Here is a 14846-nt window from a genome sequence, read left to right on the forward strand (position 1 = left end):
ACGACCGGCCCACTTCGCGCACTCATGCCGCCCATCCTGCACTGTCGCCCGCCGGTACGCGACCACCACCCGGCACTTCGCGCCGTACCGGTGGTGGGGCCTGCCGATCAGGCGGCCGGTCCGCCGGCACCTGGGAGCCGATCAGACCGCTGGTCCGCCGGCACCTGAGAGCCGATCAGACGGCTGGTCCGCCGGCACCTGGGAGCGGCGGCAGCACCTCGACCCCGAGTTGCTGCAGGAGTTGGAACAGCTCGTTCACGCTCCACACGTCGATGATCTTGCCGGTGGGGTCGAACCGCAGGAACGTGGCACCCGAGTAGCTCACCACCTGCCCGGTCGGCGGCACCGCGCCGAACTGGCCACGCTGCGTGCCGGCGGCCCGCCAGTGCAGGGCGGCCCGTTCACCGGAGACGATCAGGTCCACGATCTTGTAGCGGAGGTCCGGAAAGGCCGACCGGCGTTCCCGGTGCCAGGCCAGCACCGCCTCCGGCCCGGAACCGCCGAGGCCAGGGCACTCCTCGGCGACCAACTCGTACGCCGTCTCCGCCCGGGAGTCGTGCCAGACGTCTGTCACGAACCGCCGTACCGCACCGTCAATGTCGACCACGGTCGGTCAGCCTAGCCCTCGCACCGGCCCCGCCCACGTTAGGAAGGGGCCCTTCCTCTACCAAAAACGATAAGAAGGGGCCCTTCCTTACATCGCGACGCGGACGGCGGCGGTGAGGACCAGTTGGCCCAGCGCCACCGGCACCAGGACCAGCCAGCAGAGCCGCTGGAGCTGGTCCTCGCGCAGCCTCGGGTAGGCGACCCGGAACCAGATCACCACGAACGAGACGAGGAAGATCTTGATGAGGGTCCAGAGCCAACCCAGGTACTCGTCACCGAACGGGCCCTGCCAGCCGCCGAGGAAGAGCACCGTGGTCAGCGCGGCGATCACCACGATGCCGACGTACTCGGCGAGCAGGAAGAACGCGAACCGCAGCCCGGTGTACTCGGTCAGGTAGCCGAAGACCAGTTCGGAGTCGGCGATCGGCATGTCGAACGGGGGCCGACGGATCTCGGCCAGCCCGGCGACGAAGAAGACCAGCATCGCCGGCGCCTGCCAGACCAACCACCACGGCTGCCACGCCTCGACGATGCCCGGCAGGCTCAGCGTCCCGGCGGCCATCGCCACGCTCGCCGCCGAGAGCACCAGCGGCAGCTCGTAGCCGAGCAACTGGGCCGCCCCCCGCAACCCGCCCAGCAGGCTGTACTTGTTCGCCGAGGCCCACGCCGACATGAGCACCGCCACCACGCCGACGCCGATCACGGCAAGGACGAAGAAGAGGCCGATGTCCAGCGGCTGCCCGACCAGATCACCCGGTCCGAGCGGGATGACCAGCAGGGCCAACAGGTACGGCACCAGCGCCACCACCGGGGCCAGCCGGAACACCGCCCGGTCGGCCGTACGGGGAGTCACGTCCTCCTTCTGCACGAACTTGATCCCGTCGGCGATCAACTGGGCCCAACCGTGGAACCCGCCCGCGTACATCGGGCCGAGCCGGCCCTGCATGTGCGCCATCACCTTGTGTTCGAGCTGCCCGACCACGAGCGGCAGGGTGAGGAAGGCCACCACCACCGCGACCACCCGGATCAGCAGTTCCAGCCAGAGCGGCATCAGCGGTCGCCCCATTCACCCGGGGCCGGTACGCCCGGCGGGCGCATCGGCGCCCGGCGCGCCGCCCCCGCCTCCGACTCGCCCGGTTCCTTCGCCCCTGGCCACGGCTTGGCGACCCGGGAGGCGAGCACGAACTCCTTGCGTAGCGGATGCCCCTCGAACTCCGGCGGCAGCAGCAGTGGCTGGATGTTCTCGTGCCCGGTGAAGCCGATGCCGAACATCTCGTACGTCTCGCGCTCGTGCCACGCCGCGCCGGGAAAAAGGTCCACCACGGACGGCACCTCCGGCGCTGACAGGGGCACCCGGGTCCGCAGCAGCACCCCGTGCCGGTGCCGCGTGGACCAGAGGTGGGCGACCACGTCGAACCCGTCGGCAAGCTCGTCCACGGCGGAGAGCCAGTCGAAGAAGTCGCAGGCCAGGTCGGCGTCGTCGCGGGCGGTCCGGAGCGCGTCCCGCCAGCTTTCCGGCGGTACGTCGACGGTGGCACGCGCGTACGCCTGCCCACCGGACAGCCCGACGGTGGCCGGCGCCCCGCCGAGCAGCGAGCCCAGCCGCGTACCGATCTCCTCCGGGGTCATGCCCGCGATCCTATGACCCCGGGCCGCCGTTCACCTCAGCCCACGAGCCAAGTGACCACCCGTCCCACCTCCGGTCGGGTGGGCGCCCGGCCGGCTCCGCCCGTCTTTCGCTGCGGAAACCGTGGCGTGCACGGGAGAATGGGCAACGTGCGCGCCGTGACCATCACTCCCGGAGTCCCGAACTCGCTGCGCCTCGCCGACGACTATCCCGAACCGCCGATCGACGAGGGCGCGGTGCTGGTAGAGGCGATCTCAGTGGGCATCTGCGGAACCGACCGGGAGATCATCGACGGGCACTACGGCGAGGCACCGGCCGGCGCCTCCGAACTCGTCCTCGGTCACGAGTCGCTCGGCCGCGTGCTGGAGGACCCCACCGGCTCGCTGCGTCCCGGCGACCTGGTCGCCGGGGTGGTCCGACACCCCGATCCGATGCCCTGCCCCAACTGCGCGGTCGGCGAGTGGGACATGTGCCGGAACGGGCAGTACACCGAGCACGGCATCAAGGGGCTGGCCGGGTTCGCCCGGCAACGGTGGCGGGTGGACCCCGAGTTCGCCGTACGGCTGGAACCGGCCCTGGCCGACGTCGGCACCCTGCTCGAACCGACGAGCGTGGTGGCGAAGGCGTGGGAACACATCGAACGGATCGGCAGCCGGTCGGTCTGGCTGCCCGAGACCGTCCTGGTCACCGGTGCCGGGCCGATCGGGTTGCTGGCCGCCCTGCTGGCGTGCCAGCGAGGGCTGACCGTGCACGTGCTGGACCTGGCCACCACCGGCCCGAAGCCGGATCTGGTCCGGGCCCTCGGCGCGCAGTACCACAGCACCGGGATAGCCGCGCTCGGTTTCGCCCCCGACGTGGTGCTCGAATGCACAGGAGCCCCGTCCCTCGTACTGGACGTGATGTGCCAGGCCGCCCCGAACGGGATCGTCTGCCTCACCGGCGTCTCCACCGGCGGCCGTCTGATCGACTTCGACGCGGGGGCGCTCAACCGGGACCTGGTGCTGGAGAACAACGTGGTCTTCGGCTCGGTCAACGCCAACCGACGGCACTGGGACATCGCCGCCTCGGCGCTGGCTCGGGCCGACCGGGAGTGGCTGACCTCGCTGATCAGCCGCCGGGTGCCGGTGGAGGCGTACACCGAGGCGTACACCCCCGCGCCCGACGACATCAAGACGGTGCTCGACTTCGCCTGACCGACGCCGCCTGGCCCAAGCCGCCTGACCGACGCTGTCGGCCCGGCCGTGGCGGCGCCCCGGCGTCCGGGGGGTCAGAGCCCCGGCAGGCGCCCGTTACGGAACAGGTCGACGAAGATCTGGTGGTCCCGGCGGGCCCGCAACCCGTAGGCGTGCGCGAACTCCACCAGGTGCGCCACGAACCCGCTCTCGTCCTTCTCCACCACCGCGACGATCTCCTCCTCGGTGGAGAAGTCGACCAGGTCGTGGCTGGACTCGTCGTCGGCCACCGAGTGCATCCGGGCCACCGCCCGGCCCAGGTCGCCGATCACGCCGGCGAGCTCCGCCGGCTCGTTCACGTCGGACCAGTCCAGGTCGGCCGCGTACGGGGAGACCTCGGCGACCAACTGGCCGACCCCGCTCAGCTCGGTGAAGCCCAGCCACGGGTCGGCGTGCGCCTGCAACGCGCGCTGCGACTCGGCGGTCCGGTGCCCCTGGTGCTGGAAATAGCCCCGGACACCCTCGTCGTCGATGTACCGCGCCACCGCCGGCACCTGCGCCTGCTTCATGTAGATCACCACGTCGTTCTCCAGCGCCTGGGTGTGTCCCTCCAGCAGCAGGTTGTACGACGGCAGGCCGGCCGAACCGATGCCCACACCCTTGCGCAGCACGACGTCCTTGATCTGCGCCGCGACCGGGCGCAGCCCGCCGACAGCCGGCAGGGTGCCGAGGTAGCGCTCGTACGCCGTGACCACCTCGGCCCGGGCCGCCTCGTCGATCTCGAACACGCCGTCGCCGACCGCGAACCGGCGCTCGTAGCTGTCGATCGTGGTCTGGGCGGAGAGCAGGTCGACCCGGGTGGCCAACCGCGCCCGCTGGAGCACCGTACGCAGTACCCCGTCGGCGTTGTCGAGCGTGATCGAGCCGATCGCCTCCTCGCCGCCGGCCGCGATCGCCCTCAGTTCGGTCAGGTACGTCCCGGCGAACCGGGTCACCAGGTCGGTGATCGCGTCGTCGGAGAGCGCCTTGGCGTACCCGATCAGGGCCACGCTCGCCACGAACCGTTTCAGATCCCAGGAGAACGGCCCGACGTACGCCTCGTCGAAGTCGTTGACGTTGAAGACAAGCTGGCCGGAACCGTTCATGTAGGTGCCGAAGTTCTCCGCGTGCAGGTCCCCGTGGATCCAGACCCGGCTGGTACGCGGGTTCAGGAACCGGTCGTCGGCGAAGTCTCCGGTCAGGTCGGCGTAGAAAACTGAGGCGCTGCCCCGGTAGAAGGCGAAAGGCGAGGCGGCCATCTTGCGAAACTTGCGGCGGAACGCGGCCGGGTCCAGTGCCATCGACTCGCCGAACTCGGCGATCAGGATGTCGACCAGCTGGTCCGCCCGTTGATCAGTGCTCATGTCGGCAGGCTAGCCCGCCCCACCCAACCCCCCACCCCAACGGGTAAGGAAGGGCCCCTTGTTATCGCTTTTCGTAGAGGAAGGGGCCCTTCCAAACGCCTTCAGCGGTGAGAGCTCACGCTGGGCGGGTGGGGGTCACGCTGGGCGGTGGGGGTCAGTTGGCGGGTGGGCGTACCGGGGGCGCGGTGAGCGAGGCGACGCTGCGCCCGGTGCCGGCGTCCACCGGCGCGGCCAGCGGGTCGGGGCGGGCCACCCCGCCGACCCCGGACTGCTCCGCGGCGATCTTCTCCTGCAGGCGGAGGATGCCGTGCAGCAGCGCCTCCGGCCGTGGCGGGCAACCGGGTACGTAGACGTCGACCGGGATGAGCTGGTCGACTCCCTTGGTCACCGAGTAGGAGTCCCAGTACGGGCCACCGCAGTTGGAGCAGGAACCGAAGGAGATGACGTACTTCGGCTCGGGCATCTGGTCGTAGAGGCGCTTGATCGCGGGCGCCATCTTGTCGGTCACCGTCCCGGAGACCACCATCAGGTCCGCCTGGCGCGGACCGTGGGCGAACGGGATCACGCCCAACCGGATGAAGTCGTGCCGCCCCATGCTGGTGGCGATGAACTCGATGGCGCAGCAGGCGAGCCCGAAGTTGAAGACCCAGAGCGAGTAACGCCGGCCCCAGTTGAGCACGAACCGGATCGGCTCGCCGAGCACCCCCGGTAGTTGCATGCTCTTTCCCCCTCTTGGTCCGCCACCCGACAGTGAACCACAGCATCCTCGTCACGATCGCGCGCAACCGACCCCGGGGGCAGCACGTGTTACCGGCGTCCTCGGGCGCAGGCCCGGACGGGGAGGAAAGAGTGACGGTGACGACAGAGCCGGGCATCCACGCTTCACCACCGGTCGTTCCCGCTGGTGCAGCGAGCCCGGGGCGGGCCGAGCTCATCAACTTCGATGCGTTCTACCACGCCCACTTCAGGTCCCTGACCGTGCACCTCTGCGCGTACACGGGGGATCTGGGGCAGGCCCAGGAGCTGGTGCAGGAGGCGTTCTGCCGCGCCTTCGCCCGCTGGGACAAGGTGGTCCGCTACGACGACCCGGTGGCCTGGGTACGCCGGGTCGCCTGGAACCTGGCCACCAGCCGCTGGCGGCGGCTGCGTACGGCCCAGAACTACCTGCGCCGACAGCGGGAGGAGGTCGTTCCCGGGCCGAATCCGGATCGGGTCGCCCTCACCGCCGCCCTCGCCCAACTGCCGCCGAAGCATCGGCGGGCGGTGGTGCTGCACCACCTCGGCGACATGTCCATCGCCGAGATCGCCCGGCAGGAGGGAGTCGCGGAAGGCACCGTCAAGTCGTGGCTGCACCGCGCCCGCGCCGCCCTCGCCGCCGAGCTGACCGACCGTAAGGAGCAGAGTCATGGCTGACCAGAACGAGTTCGCCTACGACGACTCCGGTCTGGACGCCGAGTTCACCGCGTTCCGGACCGGCCTGATTGATCAGGTCGTCCCACCCGGACCGGATGCCGTACGGAGCACGGTCCGGCACCGCAAGCGGGTGGCGACCACCACCGGTGTGGCGCTCGCCCTGGTCCTCGTCGTCGGCCCGGTGGCCGGTTACGCGGCGCTGAACCGTCCCTCGCCGCCCACTCCGGGGCCGGCGGTGACCGGCACGCCGACGATCGACCCCACCCCGTCGACCAGCCCGACCCCGTCGCCGACCCCGTCGCCGAGCGGCACTCCGGCGGCGCCGGACGGGAAGATCAGCAAGGCGGACCTGCTCAACGCCCGGGTGACACTGCCGGCGTGGCGTTCGACCGCTGCGCAGTGGTGCGTCACGAAGAACGTCCGACTGGACGACGACCCGAAGATGAAGCACCCGTCACTGGTCACGCTCGTTCACGGCGACGTGGACGACGACGGCGCCGACGAGACGGTCGCGCTGTTGACCTGCCCGATCGAGGACCGGTCGTCGACCCGGCAGGTGGTGGCATTCGACCGGGACGACGCCGGCAATGTCGTCACCCTTGGCCAGGTCGTCAACACCGGTGCGGGAATCGACCAGATCATGGGCATCCAATTCGATGGTTCAGGCACGCTGCGCGCCCAGGTCGGTGATATTCCGGACTGTTGCGCCGTGCCGAAGGAGTGGTCACAGAAGCAGTGGCGCGGCTACCGCTGGAATGGTTCGGAATTCACCCAGACGTCGGGACCCGAATCGTTCGGCCCGAACCCGCTCTTCACCGATCTGCGGGTGGTCAGCGCCAGTCGGGTCACCTTTACCGAGAACCCTGAGGATCCGGTGTGGGGGATGCGGCACGGTTCCGTGACGGTGAAGATCCGCAATGCCGGCAGCACCGCCAGCAAGACCGCACGGCTCACGCTGACCTTCGACACCGGTGTCCTGCGACACGAGGGAAACGGCTGGTCAGCCTGCACGAAGGTGAGCAACACGGCCTCCGTACCGGCGAACACGCTCTTCTGTGACCTGGCCCCGCTGCGCCCCGGTGAGGAGCGGACGCTCGTCCTCGGGTTGGGCAACAGCGCCGCCCAGCCGGACAGCGGCACCGCGACGGCGGACCTGTCGAACCGGCAGATGGTGGAGAACGAGGAGTTCGTCGTTCCGGACTCGAACGACCGTAACAACAGGGCGCAATTTCAGTTCGGCTGAGCATCCAGCCGATAGTTCCGCCGCCAGAACCGCACCTGTCTGGCCCGTACCCGGGGATTTCCGGGTACGGGCCAGTGGCATTTCCGGACCATCGTGACAACTGTCGGCTGCGCGACAAAGATCGTCCGCAACCACATTTACCGACGAGGCGTGTCTTGCTCGATGCCGAGGCAGACAGCGCCGCGGCACACGGGGACCCAACTGGAGGAACAATGTCCGTCTCGACGCGTCGCCGGGTAATCGCCGGAATGCTCGGTACCGCCGCCGTCCTGGGGGCCTGGGCGCCAGCCACGGCTACCGCCGCCCCGGCGCAGCACGGCTCGTCCGTCTCGGTCGGCCGGCTGGTGCTGGTGCCGACCGACCGCGGCTACCACGGCACGCTGCCGATCACGATCGTCAACCGTGGCCAGGCCGACGCCTACCCCGTCGTCACCCTCACCGAGCCGGTCGGTGGGGCGTTCACCGGGATGCTGCCCGGCAGCGCCTGCTTCCCCTCCGCCGACGTCCCGCGACGGACGATCAGCTGCACCCTCGGCACGGCGTTCATGCCGGGCGAGCGGCGTACCGTCGAGGCCGCCTTCGAGGTGCTGACCCCTGCCCGGCCGTATGCGATGGTGGCGACCGGTGGACGGGTCGACGTCTCGGTCGACGGGACGACGTTGCGCGGTGGTGCCGCCGTCTCGGCCCTGTTCCGCCCCACCTCCGGGTCGCTACGCAACCCCCGGCCGTACGTCCAGGACACCGTCGCCGACGGCTGGGTCAAGCTCGACGCCGCCACCCTGGTCCAGCAGCCCGACGGCAGCTACGCCGGCCGTCTGCCGGTGACCGTCGGATACCTCAGCGACACCCCGCACAGCACCCCGCAGGTGGAGCTGATCGTGCCGGAGGGCGTCCGGGTGCTCGGCACCGACGAGGGCTCCTGCCCGTTCTCCTGGTGCACCGTCCCGGGCGGCGAGTTCATGCCCGGTGAGCGTCGGAGCTTCGACGTGCTGCTGACCGCCCCGGCTGAGATCGCCGCCGGGCCACTGGGCGACGGGACGGCGAACCTGCGTCTGTCGTACGGCAACAACGAGGTGCCGGACCGGAACCCGGCGAACAACACGGCGACCTTCGCGGTCACCGCCGTGGCGGCCTACTGATTCGGTAGCCGGAAGACGGTGGTGCCCGGCGGGAACGATTCCGCCGGGCACCACCGTTCTCGCGTCGTGGGCAAGCTCAGCCGAGCATGGCGAGCATCTGGTTGATCTGGGCGGTACGGGACTGGTCGATCCGGCCGGCCAACGCCCTGGCCTCGGGGTTCTGCCCGAACGTGGTCTCGTTGCGGGCCATCTCGACCGCGTTGTGCTGGTGTGCGATGAGCAGGTTGAGGAAGGCCGACTCGAAATCGGCACCGCTGGCCCGGCCCAGTGCCGCGATCTGCTCCGGTCCGGTCGCCGGCAGTCCGCCGTGGTCGGCGTGGGCGTGCGCGTTCGGGTCCGCCTCGGTCGGCTCGCCCCAACTCCGCAGCCAGCCGCGCATCGTTTCCTGCTCCTCGGTCTGGGTGACGTCGATCGCCGCGGCCAGGATGCGTACCTCCGTCCGCTGGGCCCGGCTCTGCGCCAACCGCACCAGTTCCAGGCCCTGTCCGTGGTGGGTGACCATCATCTGCAGGAACATCACGTCCGCCGGATTGAACGACCCCGGTGCCGCGACGCTCGCCGGGACCGAGGCGGGGGCCGCCGATCCGGAGGTGTCCGGCCCGGGTACGGCCGGTGTGGCGCCGGTCGCGGCGGGCCCGCCGGCGCAGCCGGCCATCAGTAGCAGGACGAGCGGGGCGAGCAGGGTACGTCGGTAACGGGCCATGTCCCGTCTCCTCCGATCAGAGCAACGGGCAGTGGTACGACGAGCCGTCAGGACCGTACGGGCCCGTACCGGGTGTGGACCGGTACGGGCCCGCCGGTTGGGCGTCGGTGTCAGAGCCGCAGCCAGAGGGCCGGTACGTTCGGCGGCTCCCAGCCGGCGATGGCCGTGTGCGCCTGGCGGCAGCGGTAGCTGGCACCGCCGTAGGTGACGGTGCTGCCGACCGCGTACGTGGTGCCGGCGGCCCAGGTGCCCCCAGCCGGCGGCGGGGTGGTCGGGTTCGGCGGCGGCGGAGTGGGGGTACGGGTCGGCGTCGGGGTGGGGCTGGGCGGCGGGTTGCCGCCACCGCCACCGATCTGGAGATCGACGCAGGAGTAGAAGGCGTTCGCGGTGTCGGCGATGTTCCAGATGGCGAGGAGCTTCTGCCGACCCGAGAAACCGCCGAGGTTGACCTGGTGGGAGACGGTGGCTCCGGGCTGGCGGCCGTTGTCGTTGAAGAGCGCGACCCGCTGGTTGCCGATGTAGTACTCCCAGGTGCTGGTTGCGTGCCGGGCGGTGAGCACCCAGTTGAACGTGAGCGAGCTGCCGACCGAGGTGGCCGGCCAGTTACGGCTCTCGTCGCTCAGTACGGCGAAGTGGGCGATGTTGGCGTGGCAGTTGCGCAGCCCCTTCGGACCCTCGACGCTCTGCGGCTCCCACTGGATCTGTCCACAGTTGGCAACCCGCCCGGTGTAGCAGTTGGCCTGCCGGCTCGGCGGGGAGGAGATGTAGCCGTGCGCCTGCGCCGGGGTGGCGACGACCAGGGTGGATGCGATGACGGCGGCGGCCGACATCAGGGAGAGTAGGGCGGATCTTCGCATCGGAGGACTCCTCACTCGACACTGCAGGGCGCCCTTAACAATTTATGTTAAACACTGTTAACAGTAAAGACCTGGAAATAAGTTTGTCGATGTATTTATATCCCTACGCACGGCAGCGGCCCGGCATCCTCCCCGAAACAGGGGCGGACACCGGGCCGCGTGGCACCGATCGGCGACTAGGTCGCGGAGATGGTCCCGGTGCCGACCAGGACCAGCACGACCGTACCGAGGATGAGCCGGTAGACGATGAACATCGTGTACGTGTGCCGGGCGATGAACTTCAACAGCCAGGCCACCGCCAGGTAGCCGACGATGCCACTGACCAGGGTCGCGGTGATGGTCGCCGGCCAGCCGACGCCGGTGCTGATGTTGTCGTACTCGTCGACGACCTGGAGCGCGCCCGCCGCCATCAGCGCCGGGATGGAGAGGAAGAACGACAGTCGGGTCACCGTCACCCGGTCCAGGTCACGCAGCAGCCCGGCGGACATGGTCGCGCCCGACCGGGAGATGCCGGGAATCAGCGCCAGGGACTGAACAGTGCCGATGATCAGGGTGTCCTTCCAGGTCACGTCCTTCTCGTGGCGAACCTGGGTGGCCGCCCGGTCGGCGAACCACATCACGCCCGACCAGAAGATCAACGCACAGCCGACGAACCAGAGGCTGCGCAGCGTGGTCTCGATCTGGTCCTTGAAGAGCAACCCGATCACACCGATCGGAATCGAGCCGAGGATCACCGCCCACCCGAACCGGTAATCCGGGTCCACCCGGGCGGCCGGAGTGAACACGCCCCGCAACCAGGCCGCGATGATCCGGAACAGGTCCTTACGCAGGTAGAGCAGCGTCGCGAAGACCGCGCCGACCTGGATGATCGCGGTGAACGCGGTGATGTCGGGGTCGTCGATGGAGTAGCCGAGCAACTTCTCCAGGATGGTGAGGTGACCGGTGCTGGATACCGGCAGGAACTCGGTGAGCCCCTCCACCGCGCCCAGCAGCACCGCTTCCAGGATGTTCACATGCGCCTCTCGGATCCGGGACGGGGGCGCCGGAGAACGACCATGTGCCAGATTGATCGTTCCGCGACGGTCGTTGACGCTAACGCAGGCACGACCGTAGGAGTCTGCGAGGGGCGGGCGCGACCGACGACCGACGGTCACGGCCACGAACCTCAGTCAGGACAAGGCTTCCCGACGACGCCAGCCTGAGTACACGCTCAGTAGTTGGAAAGTGGCGGAGACTCAGTAGCTCGGGCGTTGCAGCAGACTCAGGAACTCGACCAGCAACCGCTCACGCAGCCGTACCGGGGCGGCGTCGAGCAGGGTGTTGATCATCGCGGTCCGTTCCGGCAACGGTGCCGAGGACCCGCTGCCGTCCTCCGCCGCCACCGGGTCACCCCCGGCACCAGCGGCGCCGCCGACCCCCAACCCGGCGGCCATCCCGGCGACCAACTCCGGGGTCAACTGCTCCGGCGTCAACGCACCCGCCAGCGCCAGCAACTCCGCCGGCAACCGGACCGGGCCCGCCGCCCGCGCCGCGGCCACCGCCGCACGCAGATCCGCCCCGAAATCCGCCACCCGTGGCGCGACCGCCGCCGTCACCGTCAGGTGCACACTCGACGGAAGGTTCCCGTACGCCATCTGGGGTTGGGTGTGCCAACCACGGACGGTGAGTTCGTCGACCAGGACGAACAGGTCGAGCGCCGGATCCGCACTGCGGAAACAGACCACGGTCGCCTCGGGCTCGGCCAGCAGGCGCAACCCGTCGATGCCGGCCACCTCCTCGGCCAGCCCCCGGACCGCCGCCAACGTGGTCCGGGCCAACTCCAGATAACCCGTGTCCCCAATGTGCCGCAGGGTGGCGAAGGCCGCGGCGATCGGCCCACCCGAACGGGTCGAGGAGATCACCGGATTGACCATCGTGTAGCCCGGCCACTCGGCAGAGGCGAAATACTGCTCCCGCCGCAACCCGGCGTCACGATGCAGCAGGACCGAGACACCCTTCGGCGTGTAGGCGTACTTGTGCAGATCCACCGAAATCGAGGTGACCCCCGGAACCGAGAAGTCGAACGGCGGCACCGCGACCCCGAGCCGGCGCAGGTACGGCAGCGTCCAACCACCGAAACAGGCGTCCACGTGGCAGCGCACCCCGGCCGCCGCGGCAACCTCCGCGATCGCGGCCACCGGATCGACCACCCCGTGCGCGTACGACGGCGCGGAACACGCCACCAGCACCGTCGACGGGCCGATCGCGGCGGCGATGTCGGCCGGATCCGGACGCAACGTCTCCGGCGACACCGGCACCAGGTCGAGCACCACACCGAGGTAATGCGCCGCCTTCGCGAACGCCGCGTGCGCTGTCGCCGGCACGACCAGCCTCGGCGCCTCGACGTCGGCACACGCGTCCCGGGCCGTCTTCACCGCCAGCATCAGCGACTCGGTGCCACCACCGGTGACGCTCCCGACCACCTCCGGCGCGCTGCTGCCCGGACCACCGCCGAGCACCGACGCGGCCGCGCCGACGAGCGCGTTCTCCATCGCCAGCAGGGACGGGAAGGCGGTCGGGTCGAGCCCGTTCACCTGGGCCGACAACGCGTACGCCGAGTGGGCCAACTCGTCCAGGCCGGGCACGGCCGGGTCGTAGACGTACGCGAACAACTGCCCGCCGTGCGTCGGCCGATCAGCGGCCCGCAGTCGCCTTACCTCCGCCAGCACCTGCGCCGCAGGTACCCCACTCGCCGGCAACCCCTCCACCATGCCGGTCACCGTAACAGTGGAAGGAAGGGCCCCTTGTTATCGATTTCTGTATAGGAAGGGGCCCTTCCTAACTTTCAGGGGCGGGCGGGAGCGAGGCCGGCGGGAGTGAGGTCGGCGGGGGTGAGGTGGTAGCGGCGCAGGAACAACAGCGGCAGACCGACCAGCACGGCCGGCAGCACGGTGAAGCCGAGCAGCACGCCCAGGCGGGCGTTCGCCGACTGCCCCGCCGCCAGCCCGGTATCCGACGAGACGTAACCGAAAAGCTGCAACACCAGCCCGTAGATCCCCGGTCCGAAAGCCAACCCGAAGGTCTCCCCCGCCGTCCACACTCCAGTGAACACCCCCGCCTGCCGGCGCCCGGTACGCGCGGTGTCGTACGCGATGCAGTCCGGCAACATGGCCAGCGCGAACACCTGCAGGCCGGCGTACCCACAGCCGATGACGACAATCAACAGGTAGGGCAGTACGTACGGCAGCAGCGGCGAGGCGACCAGCGCGAACGCTCCCGCCGCGAAGATCAGCGACGCCCAGACAAAGGCCCGCAGTTTGCCCACCCGGGCACCGACCCGGGACCAGACCGGCATCACCAGCAACGCCGGGCCGACAAACGCCGCGAACGCCCACGTGGTGCCGCTCTCCGCGTCGTCCAGAACCTGCACGACGAAGTAGTTGACCCCGGCGAGCACCGTGGCGATCCCGGCCGACTGGACCACGAAACAGGCCAGCAGCAACCGGAAGGGCTGGTTTCCGGCCACCACCGCGAGTTGGGCGCGCAGCGTCGGCTCGCTCTCCCCGACCGCACCCACCGGGACGGCACGGGTGCCGACAAAGGCACCGACCGCACCCGCGAGGATCAACGCCCCGACGAACAACCCCATCCAGCGGTGACCCGACAGCCCTGAACCGCCCGCCGCCACCACGATCGGCGCCACCGCCCCGGAGACCAGGATGGCGACCGCCAGCACCGCGATCCGCCAGGTCATCAGACGCGTGCGCTCCTGGTAGTCGGTGGTCAGCTCGGCGGGCATCGCCACGTACGGCACCTGGAAGAAGGCAAACGCCGTGGCGGTGGCAAGGAAGGCGAACGCGACGTACCAGCCGGCGTCCGTACCGGTGCCGACCGGGCCCGCGAACATCGCCGCGAAGAGCACCGCCAACGCCACCCCGCCGAGCAACAGGTACGGGCGACGCGGCCCCCACCGGGAGCGGGTCCGGTCGGAAATGCGGCCGACCACCGGGTTCACCAGCACGTCCCACGCCTTCGGCAGCAGCACCAGCAGCGCCGCGACGCCGGCCGCGATACCCAACGTGTCGGTCAGGTACGGCAGCAGCACCAGTCCGGGTACGGTGCCGAACGCCCCGGTGGCGAGCGAACCGAGCGAGTAACCGGCCCGGACCCGTCGGGGCAGGGTGTGGCCGGCGGCCTGGCTCTGCGGGTACGGCGCAGTCATGGGGGCGAATGCTAGCGGCGGGACACGGGTCGCCGTACCCCCCGAAGATCCGACGCGGGACGCCCGTCGGCTGAGCCTCCGGTCAGTCCGGCGACGACGCCTCCGGTCAACGTTTCCGGTCAGTCCGGCGACGACGCTCCCGGTCAGTCCGGCGGCGACCAGGCGGCGGTCCGCAGGTCCACCCGCTCGCCCCGCATCGGCGTGCCCTCGGCCACCAACCGGGCCCGTGCCCGGGTCTCGTGCCCCGGCGGCAACCGCCCGGCCGAGTTGACCACCCGGTACCAGGGCACCCCGCCACCGTGCCGCTTCATGATCGAGCCGACCTGGCGGGCCGAGTTGCGCCCGGAGCGCTCGGCCAACGCGTCCGCGATCGCTCCGTACGACATCGCCCGTCCCGGCGGAATCCGCTCGACCAGGGCGAGCACCTCTTCGACGTACTCTTCGGGCGTCACAAACCGCCAGCATATGGGAGCCGAACGCCA

At 70.0% G+C, this 14846-nt stretch carries 15 protein-coding genes; 4 read left to right on the top strand and 11 right to left on the bottom strand.

The window, feature by feature from the left end; all coding sequences use genetic code 11:
• Positions 1 to 175: 175 nt before the first annotated feature.
• The 3 genes from ACIBF5_RS06175 to ACIBF5_RS06185 all read right to left on the bottom strand — a co-directional run bounded on the left by ACIBF5_RS06175 (position 176) and on the right by ACIBF5_RS06185 (position 2235).
• Entirely contained in the window at positions 176 to 607 is a 432-nt protein-coding gene (locus ACIBF5_RS06175; RefSeq protein WP_396808596.1) for an ester cyclase, read from the bottom strand.
• 87 nt (positions 608 to 694) lie between these two features.
• Positions 695 to 1657 carry an NADH-quinone oxidoreductase subunit H gene (locus tag ACIBF5_RS06180; protein WP_396808598.1) on the bottom strand — a complete coding sequence of 321 codons (963 nt, stop codon included), beginning with the start codon at positions 1655 to 1657 and terminating at the stop codon, positions 695 to 697.
• Positions 1657 to 2235, bottom strand: a complete 579-nt coding sequence (locus tag ACIBF5_RS06185) for an NADH-quinone oxidoreductase subunit C (RefSeq protein WP_396808600.1) — start codon at positions 2233 to 2235, stop codon at positions 1657 to 1659. Before ACIBF5_RS06185 ends, ACIBF5_RS06180 begins: the two co-directional genes overlap by 1 nt.
• A gap of 147 nt (positions 2236 to 2382) precedes the next feature.
• Between ACIBF5_RS06185 and ACIBF5_RS06190 the strand changes: the two genes are divergently transcribed.
• Positions 2383 to 3426: a glucose 1-dehydrogenase gene (locus ACIBF5_RS06190; RefSeq protein ID WP_396808602.1), complete on the top strand. Its 1044-nt coding sequence runs from the start codon at positions 2383 to 2385 to the stop codon at positions 3424 to 3426.
• A gap of 74 nt (positions 3427 to 3500) precedes the next feature.
• On the opposite strand, the gene ACIBF5_RS06195 is transcribed toward ACIBF5_RS06190, so the two are convergent.
• Positions 3501 to 4808, bottom strand: a complete 1308-nt coding sequence (locus ACIBF5_RS06195) for a DUF2252 domain-containing protein (RefSeq protein ID WP_396808604.1) — start codon at positions 4806 to 4808, stop codon at positions 3501 to 3503.
• Between the two features lie 154 nt (positions 4809 to 4962).
• On the bottom strand, positions 4963 to 5526 hold the full coding sequence (locus ACIBF5_RS06200; RefSeq protein ID WP_396808606.1) for an NADH-quinone oxidoreductase subunit B: 564 nt from the start codon (positions 5524 to 5526) through the stop codon (positions 4963 to 4965).
• A 131-nt stretch (positions 5527 to 5657) separates the two neighbouring features.
• On the opposite strand from ACIBF5_RS06200, the gene ACIBF5_RS06205 reads away from it, so the two are divergent.
• The 3 genes from ACIBF5_RS06205 to ACIBF5_RS06215 all read left to right on the top strand — a co-directional run bounded on the left by ACIBF5_RS06205 (position 5658) and on the right by ACIBF5_RS06215 (position 8603).
• Positions 5658 to 6221, top strand: a complete 564-nt coding sequence (locus tag ACIBF5_RS06205; RefSeq protein ID WP_396808608.1) for a SigE family RNA polymerase sigma factor — start codon at positions 5658 to 5660, stop codon at positions 6219 to 6221.
• On the top strand, positions 6214 to 7464 hold the full coding sequence (locus ACIBF5_RS06210) for a hypothetical protein (protein WP_396808610.1): 1251 nt from the start codon (positions 6214 to 6216) through the stop codon (positions 7462 to 7464). The genes ACIBF5_RS06205 and ACIBF5_RS06210 overlap by 8 nt, the downstream gene beginning before the upstream one ends.
• 212 nt (positions 7465 to 7676) lie before the next feature.
• Entirely contained in the window at positions 7677 to 8603 is a 927-nt protein-coding gene (locus ACIBF5_RS06215) for a hypothetical protein (RefSeq protein ID WP_396808612.1), read from the top strand.
• A gap of 76 nt (positions 8604 to 8679) precedes the next feature.
• On the opposite strand, the gene ACIBF5_RS06220 is transcribed toward ACIBF5_RS06215, so the two are convergent.
• The 6 genes from ACIBF5_RS06220 to ACIBF5_RS06245 all read right to left on the bottom strand — a co-directional run bounded on the left by ACIBF5_RS06220 (position 8680) and on the right by ACIBF5_RS06245 (position 14816).
• Complete coding sequence (locus ACIBF5_RS06220; RefSeq protein ID WP_396808851.1) at positions 8680 to 9258, bottom strand: DUF305 domain-containing protein; 579 nt, start codon at positions 9256 to 9258, stop codon at positions 8680 to 8682.
• 158 nt (positions 9259 to 9416) lie between these two features.
• Positions 9417 to 10163, bottom strand: coding sequence for a lytic polysaccharide monooxygenase (locus tag ACIBF5_RS06225; RefSeq protein WP_396808614.1), 747 nt, complete (start codon positions 10161 to 10163; stop codon positions 9417 to 9419).
• A gap of 176 nt (positions 10164 to 10339) precedes the next feature.
• Entirely contained in the window at positions 10340 to 11176 is an 837-nt protein-coding gene (locus tag ACIBF5_RS06230) for an undecaprenyl-diphosphate phosphatase (protein ID WP_396808616.1), read from the bottom strand.
• 222 nt (positions 11177 to 11398) lie between these two features.
• Complete coding sequence (locus tag ACIBF5_RS06235) at positions 11399 to 12913, bottom strand: pyridoxal phosphate-dependent decarboxylase family protein (RefSeq protein ID WP_396808853.1); 1515 nt, start codon at positions 12911 to 12913, stop codon at positions 11399 to 11401.
• A gap of 74 nt (positions 12914 to 12987) precedes the next feature.
• Positions 12988 to 14364, bottom strand: coding sequence for an MFS transporter (locus ACIBF5_RS06240; RefSeq protein ID WP_396808618.1), 1377 nt, complete (start codon positions 14362 to 14364; stop codon positions 12988 to 12990).
• A gap of 143 nt (positions 14365 to 14507) precedes the next feature.
• Positions 14508 to 14816, bottom strand: coding sequence for an MGMT family protein (locus tag ACIBF5_RS06245; protein WP_396808620.1), 309 nt, complete (start codon positions 14814 to 14816; stop codon positions 14508 to 14510).
• Positions 14817 to 14846 lie beyond the last annotated feature (30 nt).

The organism is Micromonospora sp. NPDC050417, assembly GCF_044458865.1.
Taxonomy (GTDB): domain Bacteria; phylum Actinomycetota; class Actinomycetes; order Mycobacteriales; family Micromonosporaceae; genus Micromonospora_G.

Coding starts and splice junctions, on each gene's coding strand:
- ACIBF5_RS06180 (WP_396808598.1), bottom strand. CDS start 1,657: ATGCCGCTCTGGCTGGAACTGCTGATCCGGGTGGTCGCGGTGGTGGTG.
- ACIBF5_RS06185 (WP_396808600.1), bottom strand. CDS start 2,235: ATGACCCCGGAGGAGATCGGTACGCGGCTGGGCTCGCTGCTCGGCGGG.
- ACIBF5_RS06195 (WP_396808604.1), bottom strand. CDS start 4,808: ATGAGCACTGATCAACGGGCGGACCAGCTGGTCGACATCCTGATCGCC.
- ACIBF5_RS06200 (WP_396808606.1), bottom strand. CDS start 5,526: ATGCAACTACCGGGGGTGCTCGGCGAGCCGATCCGGTTCGTGCTCAAC.
- ACIBF5_RS06210 (WP_396808610.1), top strand. CDS start 6,214: ATGGCTGACCAGAACGAGTTCGCCTACGACGACTCCGGTCTGGACGCC.
- ACIBF5_RS06215 (WP_396808612.1), top strand. CDS start 7,677: ATGTCCGTCTCGACGCGTCGCCGGGTAATCGCCGGAATGCTCGGTACC.
- ACIBF5_RS06220 (WP_396808851.1), bottom strand. CDS start 9,258: ATGGCCGGCTGCGCCGGCGGGCCCGCCGCGACCGGCGCCACACCGGCC.
- ACIBF5_RS06225 (WP_396808614.1), bottom strand. CDS start 10,163: ATGCGAAGATCCGCCCTACTCTCCCTGATGTCGGCCGCCGCCGTCATC.
- ACIBF5_RS06235 (WP_396808853.1), bottom strand. CDS start 12,913: ATGGTGGAGGGGTTGCCGGCGAGTGGGGTACCTGCGGCGCAGGTGCTG.
- ACIBF5_RS06240 (WP_396808618.1), bottom strand. CDS start 14,364: ATGACTGCGCCGTACCCGCAGAGCCAGGCCGCCGGCCACACCCTGCCC.